This window comes from Gilliamella sp. Pas-s27 (assembly GCF_009795865.1).
Lineage (GTDB): Bacteria > Pseudomonadota > Gammaproteobacteria > Enterobacterales > Orbaceae > Gilliamella.
Genome location: NZ_WTEW01000020.1, coordinates 1 through 18,027, shown reverse-complemented (window position 1 = coordinate 18,027; position 18,027 = coordinate 1). Strand labels below are relative to the sequence as shown.

At 37.4% G+C, this 18,027-nt stretch carries 16 protein-coding genes, 1 pseudogene and 1 CRISPR repeat array; of the genes and pseudogenes, 9 read left to right on the top strand and 8 right to left on the bottom strand.

The features are described 5' to 3' along the window. Positions 1-3 precede the first annotated feature (3 nt). From GQ589_RS08675 to GQ589_RS08660, 4 genes are all read left to right on the top strand, one after another. Complete coding sequence (locus GQ589_RS08675) at positions 4-789, top strand: YchF/TatD family DNA exonuclease (RefSeq protein ID WP_160425643.1); 786 nt, start codon at positions 4-6, stop codon at positions 787-789. Then, on the top strand, positions 779-1,891 hold the full coding sequence (locus GQ589_RS08670) for a cupin domain-containing protein (protein ID WP_160425641.1): 1,113 nt from the start codon (positions 779-781) through the stop codon (positions 1,889-1,891). The genes GQ589_RS08675 and GQ589_RS08670 overlap by 11 nt, the downstream gene beginning before the upstream one ends. A 184-nt stretch (positions 1,892-2,075) precedes the next feature. Next, positions 2,076-3,317: an MFS transporter gene (locus tag GQ589_RS08665; RefSeq protein ID WP_160425638.1), complete on the top strand. Its 1,242-nt coding sequence runs from the start codon at positions 2,076-2,078 to the stop codon at positions 3,315-3,317. A 269-nt stretch (positions 3,318-3,586) separates the two neighbouring features. After that, positions 3,587-4,795, top strand: coding sequence for a PLP-dependent aminotransferase family protein (locus GQ589_RS08660; RefSeq protein WP_160411209.1), 1,209 nt, complete (start codon positions 3,587-3,589; stop codon positions 4,793-4,795). Between the two features lie 117 nt (positions 4,796-4,912). On the opposite strand, the gene GQ589_RS08655 is transcribed toward GQ589_RS08660, so the two are convergent. The 6 genes from GQ589_RS08655 to GQ589_RS08630 all read right to left on the bottom strand — a co-directional run bounded on the left by GQ589_RS08655 (position 4,913) and on the right by GQ589_RS08630 (position 8,897). After that, the gene (locus tag GQ589_RS08655) at positions 4,913-5,440 is read right to left on the bottom strand and encodes a hypothetical protein (protein WP_160411208.1); all 528 of its coding nucleotides are present in this window, start codon (positions 5,438-5,440) and stop codon (positions 4,913-4,915) included. Between the two features lie 256 nt (positions 5,441-5,696). Then, a complete protein-coding gene (locus GQ589_RS08650) occupies positions 5,697-6,143 on the bottom strand; it encodes a hypothetical protein (protein ID WP_160411207.1) in 447 nt (148 codons plus the stop codon). A 214-nt stretch (positions 6,144-6,357) separates the two neighbouring features. Next, positions 6,358-7,020, bottom strand: a complete 663-nt coding sequence (locus GQ589_RS08645; protein WP_160425636.1) for a hypothetical protein — start codon at positions 7,018-7,020, stop codon at positions 6,358-6,360. Between the two features lie 153 nt (positions 7,021-7,173). After that, a complete protein-coding gene (locus tag GQ589_RS08640; RefSeq protein WP_160400128.1) occupies positions 7,174-8,064 on the bottom strand; it encodes an SDR family oxidoreductase in 891 nt (296 codons plus the stop codon). A 382-nt stretch (positions 8,065-8,446) separates the two neighbouring features. Continuing rightward, on the bottom strand, positions 8,447-8,662 hold the full coding sequence (locus GQ589_RS08635) for a hypothetical protein (RefSeq protein ID WP_160425635.1): 216 nt from the start codon (positions 8,660-8,662) through the stop codon (positions 8,447-8,449). Next, a complete protein-coding gene (locus tag GQ589_RS08630; protein WP_160425633.1) occupies positions 8,655-8,897 on the bottom strand; it encodes a hypothetical protein in 243 nt (80 codons plus the stop codon). The genes GQ589_RS08635 and GQ589_RS08630 overlap by 8 nt, the downstream gene beginning before the upstream one ends. A 459-nt stretch (positions 8,898-9,356) precedes the next feature. Here GQ589_RS08630 and ilvG point away from each other — a divergent pair, with 459 nt between their 5' ends. The 5 genes from ilvG (at position 9,357) to ilvA (ending at position 15,843) form a co-directional block, all read left to right on the top strand. Beyond that, the gene (gene ilvG, locus GQ589_RS08625) at positions 9,357-11,036 is read left to right on the top strand and encodes an acetolactate synthase 2 catalytic subunit (protein ID WP_160400227.1); all 1,680 of its coding nucleotides are present in this window, start codon (positions 9,357-9,359) and stop codon (positions 11,034-11,036) included. A 3-nt stretch (positions 11,037-11,039) separates the two neighbouring features. Next, entirely contained in the window at positions 11,040-11,270 is a 231-nt protein-coding gene (gene ilvM / locus GQ589_RS08620) for an acetolactate synthase 2 small subunit (RefSeq protein ID WP_160400130.1), read from the top strand. A 131-nt stretch (positions 11,271-11,401) separates the two neighbouring features. Continuing rightward, on the top strand, positions 11,402-12,331 hold the full coding sequence (locus GQ589_RS08615; protein ID WP_160400131.1) for a branched-chain amino acid transaminase: 930 nt from the start codon (positions 11,402-11,404) through the stop codon (positions 12,329-12,331). A 115-nt stretch (positions 12,332-12,446) separates the two neighbouring features. Beyond that, positions 12,447-14,297: a dihydroxy-acid dehydratase gene (ilvD, locus tag GQ589_RS08610; RefSeq protein WP_160425631.1), complete on the top strand. Its 1,851-nt coding sequence runs from the start codon at positions 12,447-12,449 to the stop codon at positions 14,295-14,297. Between the two features lies 1 nt (position 14,298). Beyond that, positions 14,299-15,843 (top strand): threonine ammonia-lyase, biosynthetic, encoded by a 1,545-nt coding sequence (gene ilvA / locus GQ589_RS08605; protein ID WP_160425629.1) that lies wholly within the window; start codon positions 14,299-14,301, stop codon positions 15,841-15,843. A 411-nt stretch (positions 15,844-16,254) separates the two neighbouring features. Then, a CRISPR array of direct repeats spans positions 16,255-16,582; the repeat unit is 28 nt; unit sequence TTTCTAAACCGCCTATACGGCGTTAAGG. 781 nt (positions 16,583-17,363) lie between these two features. Here ilvA and GQ589_RS08600 read toward each other — a convergent pair. Both GQ589_RS08600 and GQ589_RS12295 read right to left on the bottom strand, forming a co-directional pair. Continuing rightward, positions 17,364-17,669 (bottom strand): annotated as a pseudogene (locus GQ589_RS08600) (phosphoribosylglycinamide synthetase C domain-containing protein); the annotation flags it as partial. Positions 17,670-17,784: 115 nt separating this feature from the next. Continuing rightward, positions 17,785-18,027 (bottom strand): hypothetical protein (locus GQ589_RS12295; protein ID WP_237399205.1); only part of this gene is annotated, 243 nt, incomplete at its 5' end.

Genomic DNA, 18,027 nt, shown 5'->3' with positions numbered 1-18,027 from the left:
TCTATGTTTTTAATTGACTCTCACTGTCATTTAGATAGTTTAGACTTTAGTACTAAATCCATCAAAGATGTTTTACAAGAAGCTGTAAACAACGATGTTAAACATTGCTTAAGTGTAGCAACAACATTATCGGGCTATGAATCGATGAAACATCAACTTACCCCTTATAAACATCAATGCTCTTTTTCGTGTGGGATTCATCCGCTTAATTTAGACGATGAAAAGTATGATGCCGATCGTTTTCAAAGCTTAGCGCAAGAAAATAACGTCATAGCACTAGGCGAAACAGGTCTTGATTACTACTATCAACAAGATAATTTAGAACAGCAACAAGAAAATTTTAAAGAGCATATTCGATTAGGTCGCAAATTAAATAAACCAATTATTGTCCATACCCGTAACGCCAAACAAGACACATTAAGAATATTAAAAGACGAACACGTTCATTCTGGCGTTTTACACTGTTTTACTGAAGATATCGAAACAGCCAAACAACTCTTAGACATCGGCTTTTATATCTCATTTTCAGGAATCATCACCTTTAAAAATGCCGAAGCCCTACGCGATGTTGCCAAATATGTACCACTTGATCGTATCTTGGTCGAAACAGATTCCCCTTACCTTGCTCCAGTACCACACAGAGGGAAAGAAAACCAACCAGCGTATGTTCGTGAAGTGGCACAATATTTATCCGCTTTAAAAGGCGTCTCATTAGAAGCGATAGCCCAAAAAACCACAGCTAACTTTTGTCGATTATTCAATCTGCAAGGAAAATTAAATGAATTATAAATTAACCATTGATTGGAATGATTTTTTAACAAATTATTGGCAAAAAAAACCAGTTATTTTACGCAAAGCATTTACTAACTTTATTGATCCCATTACACCAGATGAACTTGCAGGGCTAGCAATGGAAGAAGAAATTGATAGCCGAATTGTTTCCAATAAAGATGGCGTTTGGGATGCAAAATATGGACCATTTACTGAATATCATAACTTAGGAGAAGATCACTGGAGCTTACTTGTTCAAGCGGTTGATCACTGGCATGAACAAGCTGCCACATTAGTTGAACCATTCAAATGCATACCACAATGGCAATTTGATGATTTAATGATTTCTTATGCAACACAAGGAGCAGGTGTTGGGCCTCATATTGATAATTACGATGTGTTTATTATTCAAGGCATGGGGAGCAGGCGTTGGCAAGTGGGTGATCGCAACCCAAATTATAAACAATTTAATGCACACAAAGTATTATTACATGTTGAAGACTACCAATCCATCATAGATGAAGAACTCACGACAGGCGACATTTTATATATTCCAATAGGTTGCCCTCATAATGGTATATCTATTGGTGAATCACTTAGCTATTCTGTTGGTTTTATGACACAAACATCGCAAGAACTACTTAGTAGCTTTGCCGACTATGTCATCGATAACCTACCTAATGGTATTTATTATCAAGACCCGAATTTAAAACTACCTAACGACCCACACCGAGTTCAACCTTATGAACTAACAAAACTACAGGATCAAATTATCGACTTAATCAAAACACCCCAATTATTTAACGATTGGTTTGGCAAACACATTACACAATCAATGCACGAACTAAATATTGTACCTGTTGAACCACCCTACGATTACAATGAATTCGAATCACTACTAAAAAATGGTTCAAAGCTACACCAAGTACCTAGCATTCGCATTCTTAAAGTAGGTGATTTTGGCTACATTCATGGTGAAAAAATTGACTTACCAATGCCTATCATCGATCTACTTTGTGAAACAGAAACATTATATTACAAGCATTTACAAAATAAAAACGTGCTTCAAATAATGCTTGAGTTTGTTAACAAAGGTTACTGGTATTTTGCAGAAGAATGACATAACATCCCGCCGATATTAAAATCGGCGGATAAAACAGCTACTTAAGCTTTAAGTTTGGCTTTTTATGAGTTTTAAGTATATACTTTCCCCCGCTTTTATTTACCCGCCGTTTAATCACAAATTAAACATTATAAAATGAAAATTTTAAGTAACTATCTAATTTTAAAAACTAGAGGTATACATGAAAACTGAAGCAAACACAGCCCAGCAAGCTAAAAGCGAAAGTGAACAAACAACGCCATACCAAAAGAAAACACTTTTTGCTTCCACCGTTGGTTATGCACTTGATGGCATGGATATGATGATTTTAGGTGTTTGTTTTAGCCTGATTTCGACAAGCTTTAACCTAACTAAAGCAGATTTAGGCACCTTAACATCAGTGACCCTACTTGGCGCAGTATTAGGTGGCATTTTATTTGGTGTACTTGCTGATAAATATGGTCGAGTTAGAGTTTTTTCATGGACGATTTTAATATTTTCCTTTTTTACTGGACTATGCGCAATTTCACCCAACTATGAGTGCTTTTTAATATTTCGCTTTTTAAGTGGGCTTGGTCTTGGTGGCGAATTTGGTATTGGCATGACGCTAGTTTCTGAAAGCTGGCCTAAAAATAAACGTTCAAGAGCAACATCAATTGTTGCACTAGGCTTTCAAGTAGGTATTATTTTAGCCGCATTGACTGTCAATTTTATTGGTGAAATTTATGGCTGGCGCTGGGCTTTTGCCATGGGTGTATTACCTGCTTTATTTGTTGCATGGACTCGTAAAGGTCTAAAAGAACCTGAAATTTGGCAAAACCTTAAAAACCAAAACAAAAATAAAATTGCCATTGGCAAATTATTTAAAAATCCCCGAACAATAGCAACAACAATAGGATTAACCATTGCTTGTGCAGTACAAAACTTTGGCTTTTATGGACTCATGGTTTGGATGCCAAACATGATTGCATCCGAACTCAAATTGCCATTTAAAAACACCATGTTTTGGACCATTTCAACCACTATTGGCATGTCATTAGGGATTTTAATTTTTGGTTGGTTATGCGATAAATTTGGCCGTCGTCCTTCTTACATTCTGTTTTTATTTGTTTCAGCCGTTTCGATTTGGTTCTATTTCCAACAAACTGATATGGTTATACTTATTATATTTGGTTCAGTGATTGGCTTTTTTGTCAATGGCATGATGGGTGGATATGGTGCGTTGCTTGCTGAGCATTACCCAACAGATGCACGATCAAGTGCTGAAAACATTATCTTCAATATAGGTCGAGGTCTTGCTGGCGTATCACAAGTGCTTATTGCCTATTTGGCCACTGTCTACTCAATTAGCTATGCATTAGCTTTATTGTCTGCCGCTTATTTATTATCGGCTGCTGCATTTGTCTTTTTAATACCTGAAACAAAAGGCAAAGCACTCGAATAAAATATCTCAAAAATAAAAAACAGGGCAACAGCCCTGTTTTTTTATATCAATACAAACTTATTATATTAAACAATTAAAATACGGCTAAATTGTTTAATTTGTTTTAATGACAAATTAAATATGCCATATTATAGTGAGCACGAAAATAATATTGTAACTAAAATATTGTCGATATCTAAATCATTCTAAAAAAGCATTATTCATTAAAATACAATAATGCACTGATAAAACCGACTATAAAACTATAAACAAGATAAAGGTGAGTATTTATGTTGTGGAAACTATCTAACCGAGCTATAGCATTGAAAAGCTCTGCTATTCGTGAAATTTTAAAAATTACCGAACAGCCTGATGTTATTTCATTTGCTGGAGGTTTACCTTCGCCAAATACTTTTCCAGTTCAAAAAATAAAAGACGCCTTCGACCATATTATTACCGCTGACGAAATGAGTGGTTCTTTACAATATGGACCAACCGAAGGTTATGCACCGCTACGCATCTGGTTAGCTGAATATTTATCTCAGCGTGATAACACTAACGTAAAACCTAACCAAATTTTGATAGTCACTGGTTCTCAACAAGCTTTAGATCTTATTGGCAAAGCACTGATAGACAAAGGAAGTAAAGTCCTAGTTGAAACCCCAACCTATTTAGGTGGATTACAATCTTTCACTCAATATGAGCCTGAGTATATTTCGCTAGAAGGTGATGAACAAGGCATTATTCCTGAAAAACTTGATGACAAAACGGCAGCCGATGCCAATTTTATGTATGTAATCCCTAACTTTCAAAACCCGACAGGACGCCGTTTACCATTAGCACGACGCCAACAATTAGCAGAAAAAGCAATCCGCAATAACCTTGCATTGGTCGAAGACGATCCTTATGGAGAATTAGATTACCAAGGACATCGTTTACCAAGCTTATACACATTAGCGCCAGAAAACACTATTTATTTAGGTTCTTTCTCAAAAATCTTAGCCCCAGGACTACGCCTTGGGTATATCGTTGCCAATGAAAAATTAATCAACAAATTGGTACAACTAAAACAAGCAGCAGATCTACATACCCCAAGTCTAACTCAACGTATTGCTTACCATGTAATAAAAGATGGCTTTCTTGATAAGCATATTCCAACTATTCGTGAATTATACGGTCATCGTTGCCAAGCAATGTTAAATGCATTACAAAAATACATGCCAACCACAGTCACTTGGAATAAACCCGAAGGAGGCATGTTTATTTGGATTGAATTACCAAAAAATATCAATGCGACAGAACTACTTAGCGAAGCAATCCAACATAAAGTTGCTTTTGTACCGGGTGAAACCTTTTTTGCTAATGCTATTCGAACTAATTGCATGCGACTTGCTTTTGTCACAGTACCAGAAGAAAAAATTGAACAAGGCATCAAAACATTAGCTAAATTAATCGCTAACTGGTCAGATATACTAGAAGAAAGCCCAATAATAATGTAGATTCATACCAATAAAAAGGACTCAAATAGAGCCCTTTTTATCTAAACTCGTCAAAATTGATAGATGTAATCCATAAACTTTAACTTTTTCATAATTTTAAATAAAATAAATATATCGTTATTTAGTATCACAATCGCTCGGTTTTACCTCAAATGACATTACTTTTTCGTTTCCAATGTAATAGTTATGACTGACACCATTTGGAAATGCGTCTCTAAACTGTTTAATTTGTGGGTTATTACCACAATAAATTTTTCTCAATGCCCCTCCTGTTTGATTTTTTGTGTCAGAGATTGATATCTCATCTTTTGAAGCATTAATAATATATTTATAATTCAGTAATTCACTAGCTTTTGCTATTTCAACTAAATCAGAGATTGATATTTCATCTCTTGAAGCATTAATAATATATTTATAATTCAGCAATTCACTATCTTTTGCTATTTCAACTAAATTAGTTTTTGCATCAACTTTAACTGGAAGCATTTTTTTAGCTTCATTAATAATGGTATCTTGTAAAATAGCAAGATCAGTATTTTTTGAAGAATCACCAACTACTTGGTTGGCATCAGATTTCGAATTATCACAACCGAAAAGAGCTAAACTCATCAAAATTGCAACTACTGCTAGTTTTAAACCTTTCATTGATATTCCTTTTTATTAAAGTTACCAATTTCATTTTTACCAATTATTTAAAATACAGGCATTATCATTGTAAAATTTTTGAAAACAAATAGGTATAAAAATTATCATATTTTACATATTAAACAAAAATAAATAACCAATAAAAAGGGCTCTAATAGGCCCTTTTTATCTAAACTCGTCAAAATTGATAGATATAATCCATAAACTTTAACTTTTTTGATAATCTTAAACAAAATAATACAAAATAAATATATCGTTATTTAGTATCACAATCGCTCGGTTTTAACTCAAATGACATTACTTTTTCATCTCCAATATAATAGTTATGACTGACACCATTTGGAAATGCGTCTCTAAACTGTTTAAGTTGTGGGTTATTACCACAATAAACTTTTTTCAATGCCTCTCCTGTTTGATTTTTTGTGTCAGAGATTGATATCTCATCTTTTGAAGCATTAATAATATATTTATAATTCAGTAATTCACTATCTTTTGCTATTTCAACTAAATTAGTGTTTGCATCAACTTTAACTGGAAGCATTTTTTTAGCTTCATTAATAATAGTATCTTGTACAAGAGTAAGATCAGTATTTTTTGAAGAATCACCAACTGATTTGTTGGCATCGGATTTTGAGTTATCACAACCAAAAAGAGCTAAGCTCATCAAAATTGCGACTACTGCCGCTGGTTTTAAATCGTTCATCAATATTCCTTTTTATTTTAAAGTTACTAATTTTATTTTTGCCGATTATTCAGGCATTAGTATTGTAAAATAGTTGAAAGCAAATAGGTATAAAAATTGTCATATTTTACATTTTTAAACAAAAATAAATAATAAATAAAAAGGGCTTTAATAAGCCCTTTTATTGCTAATGAGTTTTAACTATTTATACTTATTGGATCTAATCAAACCATATTTAATCATTATCATCACAATCAGTCGGTTTTACATCCACTGAAAAAACTTTATCGTCATTGATGTAATAATTATGATTAGCACCTCTAGGGAATACTAATCTTAGCGTCTTCATACTAGCATCATCACCACAATAAAACGCAACTAATTTATTTTGTAAATTTTTTTGATTAGTTTCAGCTAGCAATGCATCTTTAGTAATATTATTCACAACATATTTATAATTAATTGCATTACTATCTGTTGATACATCAACCAAAGTCATACTCGAATCAATAGTTGCAGGCAATTTTGTTTTAATCGCCTTGATCATCAAACCTTGAGCAACACCATAATTACCTTCTTTAATCTTATTAAGCATATCTTCTTTTTCCGATTTTGTTTGTTCATACAAATCTTTAGCCTTATCACTAATGGCTGAACTTACTTGCTTAACTTGATCGCCAATTTTTGAGCCTAATTGACTTGCTTTATCGCCAATTTCAGAGCTTAATTGACTCGCTTTTTCGCTAATTTGAGATCCTACTTGATTAGCCTTGTCATTTATTTCTGAACTTGTCTGCTCGGCTTGCTGCTTGATATCATCAGCTTTTGATTTTGAATTATCACAATTAACTAAAAAAAACCCTAATACTACTAAAGAGATTACTTTAAAAAGTTTCATATTATTCCCCTTCTATTTTTAATTTATATTGGCTATAGTGATTTGGATTCGCAATAACCTATTGATTTTAAAAATTGATTACCTATAAATCAGCTGTAAAAGCGCATAAAAAGCACTTTTACAGTGACCATTATCTATTAGCTAATTACTTAATTAGTTAATATGCATACCACCAGTAACACCATACGTTTCGCCTGTTGTATAGCTTGACTCTTCTGATGCTAAATGCACATAAACACCAGCAAGCTCAACAGGTTGACCTGCTCGTTGTAATGGGGTTTGTTTACCAAATTCAGGAATCACATCACTTGGTTGACCACCACAAATTTGTAGTGGAGTCCAAACTGGTCCCGGCGCCACGCTATTTACACGGATACCTTTATGTGCTAATTGTTTAGCTAAACCACGAGTAAACGCAATAATAGCCGTCTTAGTTGAAGCATAATCTAATAAATTACCACTAGGTTGATAAGCCTGAACTGACGAAGTAGTAATAATAGTCGAACCGGGTTTTAAATATCCTAAAGCTGCTTTAGTCATCCAAAAAAGCGAGAACACATTCACTTCAAACGTTTTTTTAATTTGCTCTGTGGTAAGGTCCATAATATTTTCGACTGCAGTTTGCTTACCGGCAACTAACGTCAAATTATCTAACCCACCTAATTTATCATGAGCTTCATCAACTAATTTTTTACAAAACGCCTCATCACTTAAATCACCGGGAATTAACACCACTTTACGCCCAGCGGCCTCAATAACTTTAGCAACTTCTTCCGCGTCTTTTTGTTCAACAGGAAGATAATTGATAGCCACATCAGCGCCTTCTTTAGCATAAGCAATCGCTGCTGCACGTCCAATGCCTGAATCGCCGCCAGTCACAAGCATTTTACGCCCTTCTAAACGATTATGTCCTTGATAGCTCTTTTCGCCACAATCAGGAATTGGGGTCATTTCACACTGTAAAGCTGGTGCAACCTGTTTTTGTTTTGGAAACTTGTCATGATGATATTTGGTAAGTGGATTATAGATTTTTTGTTTACGCATAATATGCTCCTAAGTTAATCTATATTTTTTATAAAACCTTAATATAATTTAAATAAAATCAATTAAGACTCACAAAATCCTATGTGTACTCATATCAATGTTAAAAATACTTAATCAACTCAATAAATTATATAGTTTAAGATTGGGACTTTTTTAAAGACTTTTGCTTTTAAAACTGAATTTTGCTACTTGGTAACACCTTCTAAATTTTCAAAAAAATTAAAAATAAGGACTAAAAATTCATTAAAGCTGGCTTTGAGTGGGCTTGGTGAGAACGGTGAAAATAGTCATATCAAAGCCATGATCGTTGTATAATTTTGTATTGGATTTAGTGTAGCAAATTAAAATTAACTAAGCTAGATATAGCGCATTAAAAAAAAGATCAATTAACTTCGCAATCTGTTGATTTTAATTCAATTATAATGATTTCTTTATTATTAATATCGTAGTGATAGTTAATACCATCCGGAAAATCATTTTTTAGTGTTTTCATCTCATCACTATTTTCACAATACGTCTTAAGCAATTTTTGACGAATAGCATCAATTGTTGTTGGTAATAATAGAGCTTGTTCAGGCGTATTTCGAACACTAAACACTATAAGTATAATTAATTGTATTATGATCTTTTTCTACCCCAACTAACGTAGTGAACTCATCAATATCAATCGGTAACGCTTTTTTTATTGGTTCAATCACTTCATTTTGAGTATCGCTAAGCTCGCTGTTTTTTGAATCTGTATTGGACGCACTTTGTGAAGGGCTTTTAGCATTATCACAGCTGATTAAAGCTAGATTTAAAAGTGCAAAAAGAATTAGTTGCAATATTTTCATACTGATATCTCATTTTTAATGGTTTAGATATACGATATTTCTTAATATTACTCATGTTTACTATTTATACACCACATCATCAAAAACACCAAAACAAAGCATCAAAGATGATGTTTTTTTATACTACAACAAAAAAATCGCCAAACCTTTTCAACAGATTATTGATACACATGACAAAAACGTCAAAAAACGGTTGCACTTTTTTTAAAAACGAGTATTTTGTTAAGAATAGTTTTTAAAAATGACAAAAAGTTAATTATATAACATTATGAAATTTTCACTCAAAATCGTCCTCATCAACATTATTGTCAGCGTGGTCATTATTCCTGCGCGGGGGCGTTTTTTGAATTAAAAATATGTTCATACATAGATCAAAAACCCCCGCCCTCAAAAAGCGGGGGTTTTTTTATGAACCTTATTTTTTATGAAAAATAAATGGGCAAAATAAGTGAGGAATCAATGTTAGGAACACAGTGGATAGTAAAAACTTTAAAAGAGAAAGGCGTAACTACCGTTTTTGGATATCCTGGCGGACAAATTATGCCACTATATGATGCGCTTTATGATGGTGGTATTGAGCATGTACTGTGTCGCCACGAACAAGGTGCAGCCATGGCAGCCATAGGCTATGCCCGAGCAACAGGAAAAACAGGTGTCTGCATTGCAACCTCTGGCCCTGGTGCAACAAACATCATCACAGGTCTTGCCGATGCCTTAATTGATTCAGTACCGATTGTTGCCATAACAGGACAAGTTCCCACCAACCTTATTGGTACTGACGCCTTTCAAGAAGTAGATGTTTTAGGATTATCACTTGCTTGCACCAAACACAGTTACTTAATTGATGAGGCTAAAGACTTACCCAACACCTTAGAGCAGGCCTTTGACTTAGCCAATTCAGGCAGGCCGGGACCAATATTAATTGACATCCCCAAAGACATACAGCTTGCAAACCTAGAGTACCAAAACTATTTATCGCCATCCTTAACCAAAACTTCTCAACAAGATAACTCTCAATTATATCCAATCTTGCCTGATGATATAAACCAAGCCAAACAAATGATCGCCCGAGCTAAAAAACCAATCCTTTACATTGGTGGTGGTGTTGGACTTTCTGGAGCAATAGCCGAACTAAGACAATTCATGGCACTAACAAACATCCCAAGTGTATCAACACTAAAAGGACTTGGCGTAGCCGATCTTAATAACCCTTATTATTTAGGACTAATTGGCATGCACGGCGCCAAAGCAGCTAATTTAGCAGTGCAAGAGTGCGATCTACTAATTGCGTTAGGGGTGCGATTTGATGACAGAGTAACGGGCAATCTTAACGAATTTGCACGACATGCTAAAGTGCTTCATGTTGATATTGACCAAGCCGAAATCAACAAATTACGCCAAAGCCATTTAGGATTGCAAGGTGACATAAAACACGTGTTACCCTTGCTAAATCAAACTGTATCAATAAATGCATGGCATCAAAGGATTGATGAATTAAAAGCACAGCATCCAACCCGTTATGATCACCCAGGCGAAGCCATTTATGCACCAGCATTATTAAAAACCCTATCAGAGCGTAAATCGGCCGATGCAGTTATTACAACCGATGTTGGACAACACCAAATGTGGACAGCCCAGCACATGCGCTTTACCCACCCACAAAACTTTATCACATCAAGTGGGCTTGGCACTATGGGATTTGGTTTACCTGCTGCCGTTGGTGCACAAATGGCAAGACCGAATGACTGCGTTATTTGTGTATCGGGCGATGGTTCATTCATGATGAATGTTCAAGAACTCACCACCATCAAACGCAAACAGCTACCAATAAAAATTGTATTAATTGATAACCAACGCTTAGGCATGGTTCGCCAATGGCAAGAGCTATTTTTTAACGAAAGATACAGCGAAACAAACCTATCTGATAATCCCGATTTTTTAACGCTAGCCAAAGCGTTTGACATACCGGGGCAAACCATCAGCAAAAAGTCACAAATAAACGGTGCGCTTGACAACATGTTCAATTCCAAAGGTGCTTACCTTTTACATGTATGCATAGACGAATTAGAAAACGTATGGCCACTTGTACCACCTGGTGCGGCCAACGAAAACATGTTAGACAAAAGTGGCAAGGAGTAAGCAATGAACCAACAAACGCAACATCAATTAACCATAAAAGCGAATGACGCCTTAGGAACACTTGAACGAATATTGCGTGTAATCCGCCATCGAGGTGGACACATCGAATCAATGCAAATGCAAACATTCGAAAACAACACAATAACAATGACGCTACACTTAACGACCGAAAGATCACTATCAACATTACAAAACCAAGTCGCAAAATTAGAAGATGTCATTACAGTTGAATAAAAGATTAACCAAATTAATAAATAACTTAACAGTTAAACAAACACAAGTTCAGAGTATAATGCTTAACCATTAAAGCAAAATACTTACAGCAAAAAATGCTTATCAAATAAAAAATAAAGAGGAAAACAAAAATGGGTTCTACAGCAAAATCGGATTATATTTGGTTTAATGGCGAAATGGTTCCATGGGCAGATGCCAAAGTACATGTTATGTCGCACGCCTTACATTATGGAACTTCAGTATTTGAAGGGGTACGTTGTTATGACACCCATAAAGGCCCTGCTATTTTTCGCCATAAAGAACACGCACAACGACTATTAAACTCAGCCAAAATTTATCGTTTTCCTGTTCCTTATTCGCTTGAAGAAATTATGGAAGCAACTCGCCAAACCATCAAAAAAAATAATTTAAAAAGTGCTTATATCCGCCCACTTGTTTTTGTTGGTGATGTAGGCATGGGAGTCAACCCACCAGCAGGTTATCAAACCGATGTCATGATTGCCGCATTCCCATGGGGTGCCTATCTTGGCGAAGAAGCATTAGACCAAGGTATTGATGCAATGGTCTCATCGTGGCATCGTGTCGCATCAAACACCATTCCCGCAGCAGCTAAAGCGGGCGGTAACTATTTATCGTCATTACTAATTGGATCTGAAGCACGAGCAAATGGTTTCCAAGAAGGTATCGCATTAGATGTGCATGGTCACCTATCAGAAGGCGCAGGCGAAAACCTATTCATCATAAAAGATAGCATTTTATATACCCCAGTGCTATCGTCTTCAGCGCTACCGGGTATTACACGTGATGCAGTATTAACATTAGCACGAGACATTGGCATAGAAGTGCGTGAACAAACACTATCTCGTGAATCACTTTATTTAGCCGACGAAGTGTTTATGACAGGCACCGCAGCCGAAATCACCCCCGTACGCAGTGTTGACCGCATTCAAGTGGGTATTGGTCGTTGCGGCCCAATCACCAAACAAATACAACAAACATTTTTTGGCTTATTTAGTGGTAAAACCGAAGACAAATACGGTTGGTTAGATCCAATTAAATAAAAATCACTCCCACCAACTAATTTGGTGGGAATTTTTTAAACATCGAATTAGCTATATTGATTTATTATCGAGACAAAATAAAATCGTATGCATAATAAAAACTTGGGAGCAAAAAATGCCTAAATATCGTTCAGCAACCTCGGTCGAAGGCCGAAACATGGCTGGCGCCCGTGCATTATGGCGTGCAACAGGCGTTAAAAATGAAGACTTTGGTAAACCCATCATTGCGGTGGTTAACTCATTTACACAATTCGTACCAGGGCATGTCCATCTAAAAGACATTGGTCAACTGGTTGCAAAACAAATTGAAGCATCGGGTGGTATTGCCAAAGAATTCAACACAATCGCCGTTGATGACGGCATCGCCATGGGGCATGGTGGTATGCTCTATTCATTACCATCGCGCGAACTTATTGCCGATTCGGTTGAATATATGGTTAACGCACATTGTGCCGATGCAATGATCTGCATCTCGAACTGCGACAAAATCACTCCCGGCATGTTAATGGCCTCACTTCGTTTAAATATTCCCACCATTTTTGTTTCTGGTGGACCAATGGAAGCGGGAAAAACCAAACTTTCAGATCAAATTATAAAATTAGATCTGGTCGATGCCATGATCCAAAGTGCTAACCCAAATGTCAGCGACGAAGACAGCAAAGCAATCGAAGAATCAGCCTGCCCAACTTGTGGCTCTTGCTCAGGCATGTTTACCGCTAACTCCATGAACTGCTTAACTGAAGCCTTAGGCCTATCCCTACCCGGCAACGGCTCATTAGTTGCCACACACAAACAGCGTGAACAACTCTTTTTACAAGCAGCAAAACGCATTGTTGAAATTACCAAACGCTATTACGAACATGATGATGAATCTTACCTACCACGCGCTATCGCAACTAAAGCCGCATATGAAAACGCCATGTCACTCGATATTGCCATGGGGGGATCGACCAACACCGTTTTACATCTGCTAGCAACAGCACAAGAGGGTGAAATCGATTTTACTATGTCAGATATCGACAAATTATCCCGCAAAGTCCCACACCTATGCAAAGTGGCGCCAAGTACTGCAAAATATCATATGGAAGATGTACACCGTGCTGGTGGCGTGGTATCAATCATGTCTGAATTAGACAAAGCAGGCCTACTCAATCTTAATGTTCACAACGTACTCGGTTTATCATTACAAGAAACCTTTACTAAATACGACATCAAACAAACTAACGACGAAACCGTCAAAAAAATGTACCGTAGTGGCCCAGCCGGCATTCGCACTACCAAAGCATTTTCACAAGACTGCTATTGGGACACACTTGACGATGACCGTCAAGAGGGGTGTATTCGTGATATAGCCCATGCCTATAGTCAAGATGGTGGACTTGCCACACTCTATGGTAACGTAGCACTGGATGGAGCAATTGTTAAAACTGCAGGCGTTGCTGCTGAAAATCTCATTTTCCGAGGCCCTGCCAAAGTATTTGAAAGCCAAGAAGATGCTGTCGATGCCATTTTAGGTGGAAAAATAATAGCAGGCGATGTAGTTGTCATTATTTACGAAGGACCAAAAGGTGGACCGGGCATGCAAGAAATGCTCTACCCAACCAGCTATCTAAAATCAATGGGACTTGGCAAAGCTTGTGCCCTTATTACTGATGGACGATTTTCAGGAGGATCATCGGGCTTATCAATCGGACACATCTCACCAGAAGCAGCAAGTGGTGGAGTTATAGGGCTAGTTCGTGATGGTGATATAATCGATATTGATATTCCAAATCGAAAACTCGTACTAGATGTCCCTAATGATGAACTTGAACGCCGCCGAGTCGCCGAACTTGCCCGTGGTGACAAAGCCTTTACGCCTCACCACCGCAACCGCCAAGTCTCTTATGCACTTAAAGCTTACGCTAGCTTAGCAACCAGCGCAGACAAAGGGGCAGTTCGTGATAAAAGCAAACTTGGAGGTTAATGTGAAACAACAAAACACACAATTCACAGGCGCCGACTACTTAAAAGCAACACTTTGCAGTGCCGTTTATGACGTGGCCGAAGTCACTCCACTTGAAAAGATGGAAAAAATCTCAACAAGATTAAATAATCAAATTTTTGTCAAGCGCGAAGACCGCCAACTCGTCCACAGTTTCAAAATCCGTGGCGCACAAGCCATGATAGCAAGCCTAAGTGAAGATGAACGCAAATGCGGTGTTATTGCCGCATCAGCAGGCAACCATGCGCAGGGCGTTGCTTTTTCGGCGACTAAATTAGGCATCAGTTCTTTAATTGTTATGCCGCTAACAACCGCCGACATCAAAGTAGAAGCAGTAAAAAGCTTCGGCGGTGAAGTACTTTTGTACGGAGCCAATTTTGACGAAGCCAAAGCCAAAGCCATGGCGCTTGCCAAAGAACAAAAACGCATTTTTATTCCACCCTTTGACCACCCACTTGTCATTGCAGGACAAGGCAGTATTGCGATGGAATTATTACAACAAAATGCCAAACTCGACCGCATCTTTGTACCCGTCGGTGGTGGAGGGCTTGCTGCTGGCGTTGCGGTATTAATCAAACAAATCATGCCATCAATCAAAGTTATTGCGGTCGAACCTAAAGATTCCGCTTGCTTAAAAGCGGCGTTAGATGCCGGCCACCCTGTTGATTTAGATCGTGTTGGACTTTTTGCCGAAGGTGTCGCCGTTAAACGAATTGGAGACGAAACATTCAGGCTTTGCCAACAATATATCGACGATATTATCACCGTCAGTAGCGACGAAATTTGCGCAGCAGTAAAAGACCTATTTGACGATGTACGTGCCATAGCTGAACCCTCTGGCGCAGTTGCCTTAGCAGGGCTAAAAAAATACGTAGAGCACCACAACATCAGCGGCGAAAATCTTGCCCACATATTATCGGGGGCAAATTTAAATTTCCACAACTTACGTTATGTATCAGAACGTTGCGAACTTGGCGAAAAGCGTGAAGCACTCTTTGCAGTCACCATTCCCGAAAAGAAAGGCAGTTTTTTAAAATTCTGCCAACTCCTTGGCAGACGCTCAGTGACCGAATTTAACTACCGCTACCACGACGACAAGTCCGCCTATATTTTTGTCGGCATCAAAATTGCGCAAAGCAACGAAAAAGACGACATCATGCAAGAACTTACCGCCGCAGGCTACCCTGTTGTGGATCTGACCGAAGATGAAATGGCAAAACTGCATGTTCGTTACATGATTGGCGGCAAACCGTGCAAATCGCTTCAAGAACAAGTGTATAGTTTTGAATTTCCTGAATCACAAGGCGCTTTGCTTAAATTCTTGCAAACATTAGGGACAAATTGGAATATTTCGATGTTCCATTACCGTAGCCATGGGACTGATTATGGTAGAGTACTTGCTGCGTTTGAAATTGGCGAAAGTGATAGTAGTGAATTTAATCAGCATTTGAAAGCTTTGGGGTATGGTTTTCATAACGAAACGCAAAATCCATCACTTGGGTTGTTTTTGACAAATCAGGGGGCGTAATGTTGTTTTTTTGTTAAAAAACAACAAGAAAAAACATCAATAAAATCAACACCTTTCCTGACCAATTTTTTCATCAAAATGATGTTTTTTTGTTGGTGCATAGAATGGGGTTGGTACGGTGGTTTCTGACGTTTTGACCTTTGGTGAACAAAATGGCTACAGTGCCCACGTCCGAGTCAGGGAATTAAAGCAAATTCCCTGACAACCCACGCTTTGGCTGCAGAATGTGGCCTTCGGCAATACTCGTATCATCCTGATATTCGCTTTCTTCGCTATGCTCAGATGTTCAAATTTGTTCCAGACAAATTTGTCAAGCGCGCCACAAACTCGCTCTGTTGTTGCCACATTCTGACGCCGGAATAAAACAGATAACATAGCCGATTGCTTTTTAATTATGTGATTAACTTTATTTTTTATTGCCGCCTATACGGCGTTAAGGAGTTGTATTTTATAGTTACTCTAGCGCCTTTTTTTCTAAACCGCCTATACGGCGTTAAGGCCCATATTTCGGAGTTAGTCTCACGAACTGTTTTTCTAAACCGCCTATACGGCGTTAAGGATCGTAATAATCAGCTAACCAGTCAACCAAACTTTCTAAACCGCCTATACGGCGTTAAGGGCGTTATCCTTTCCTCAGCTTAGAGGGAGCTATTTCTAAACCGCCTATACGGCGTTAAGGTGACGGTTACGCTGTTGACTCTATAGATGTTCTTTCTAAACCGCCTATACGGCGTTAAGGTAGAACTCAAGATTTGATAAATCTTGTTATATAAAGATAAACAACAATTTTGACTTTGAAAACCCTTTTTTTAAGCTATTTTCTAATGTATTGATTTTATTGAACTTTAAATTATCGTAAAAAAAAGGGTTTGGAGAGGTTTATATTCAAAAAAACGGATAGAAAAAACTTTAATAAAATTAGTACCTTTCCTGACCACTTTTTTGGGGTTTTTGCATTGCTTTTTAACACAAAAACAACTCACAAAAAAGACCTAAGGTTATGTTGTTGTCTTGTTTCGGCGTCGGACAAATTTGTCTGGAACAAATTTGAACACCTGAGCATAGAGAAGGTGGCCTCGTAGAGGCGAGTATCAGGATGATACGAGTAATTGCACAAACGGTGCGTTAAGACCGAGCGTCGGTGGAGGACAAATTTGTCTGGAACAAATTTGAACATTTGAGCACGGCGAAGATGCCTCGTAGGGGCGAGTATCAGGATGATACGAGTAATTCCACAAACGGTGCGTTAAGACCGAGCGACGGCGGAGGGTTAGCCGTAGGCCACATTCTGTAGCCAAAGCGTGGGTTGTCAGGGAATTCGCTTTAATTCCCTGACTCGGACGTTGTCACTGTAGCTATTTTGTTCACAAAAAGTCAAAACGTCCGAAACCACCGCACTCAATCCACTCTATTCACAAAAACAAAAAAGCTGATTTTCCGCTAAAAAAACAGTCAGGAAAGGTATTGATTTTATTAAAGTTTTTATTGGGTGTTTTTCTTAAAAAAACACCCAATCATCACTATTTGTTTTGTTCCCGCTCAATCGCACGGTAACCAATATCATGCTGATAAAAACAACCATGCCAATAGATGTCTTTGGCTTGCTGATAAGCACGTTGTTGGGCTTCAAGTACCGTGTTACCAAGTGCGGTTATGCACAATACTCGCCCGCCATTAGTGTGAACACGCCCTTTTTCTAAACTAGTACCCGCATGAAAGATTTTGCAATCTTCGGTTGATTCGGCAGGCAATCCAAGGATGACATCTTTGGTATTATATTTGCCTGGGTAACCGCCAGCGGCAAGCACCACACCTAATGCAGGTCTTGGCTAGAAATTATGTCGGTATAGCCACATTAGCATGTTGCATAATATGGCTAAAAATATAAATAGATATATGATTAATACAAAATATCAACAGCTTCTATTTAACTTCAATTAATCATTTCCATTTTTTTCTTTTTTTGTATCTACGTGGGGTTTCGAGAAAACTAATAAAAAATACATACAATATAAAAATAAAAACAGCTGACCAGAAAAAAACAAGTTCTAAAAAAAGCCCTTCTCCAGGCTGACTTATCATAAACAGGCTATATAAAAAAATAAAATAAAAATAAAAAAGAGCTAAACGTCGTTTACGATTTAAAGTCTTATCATTTTCATAGTCCATTGCAATATATCCCGA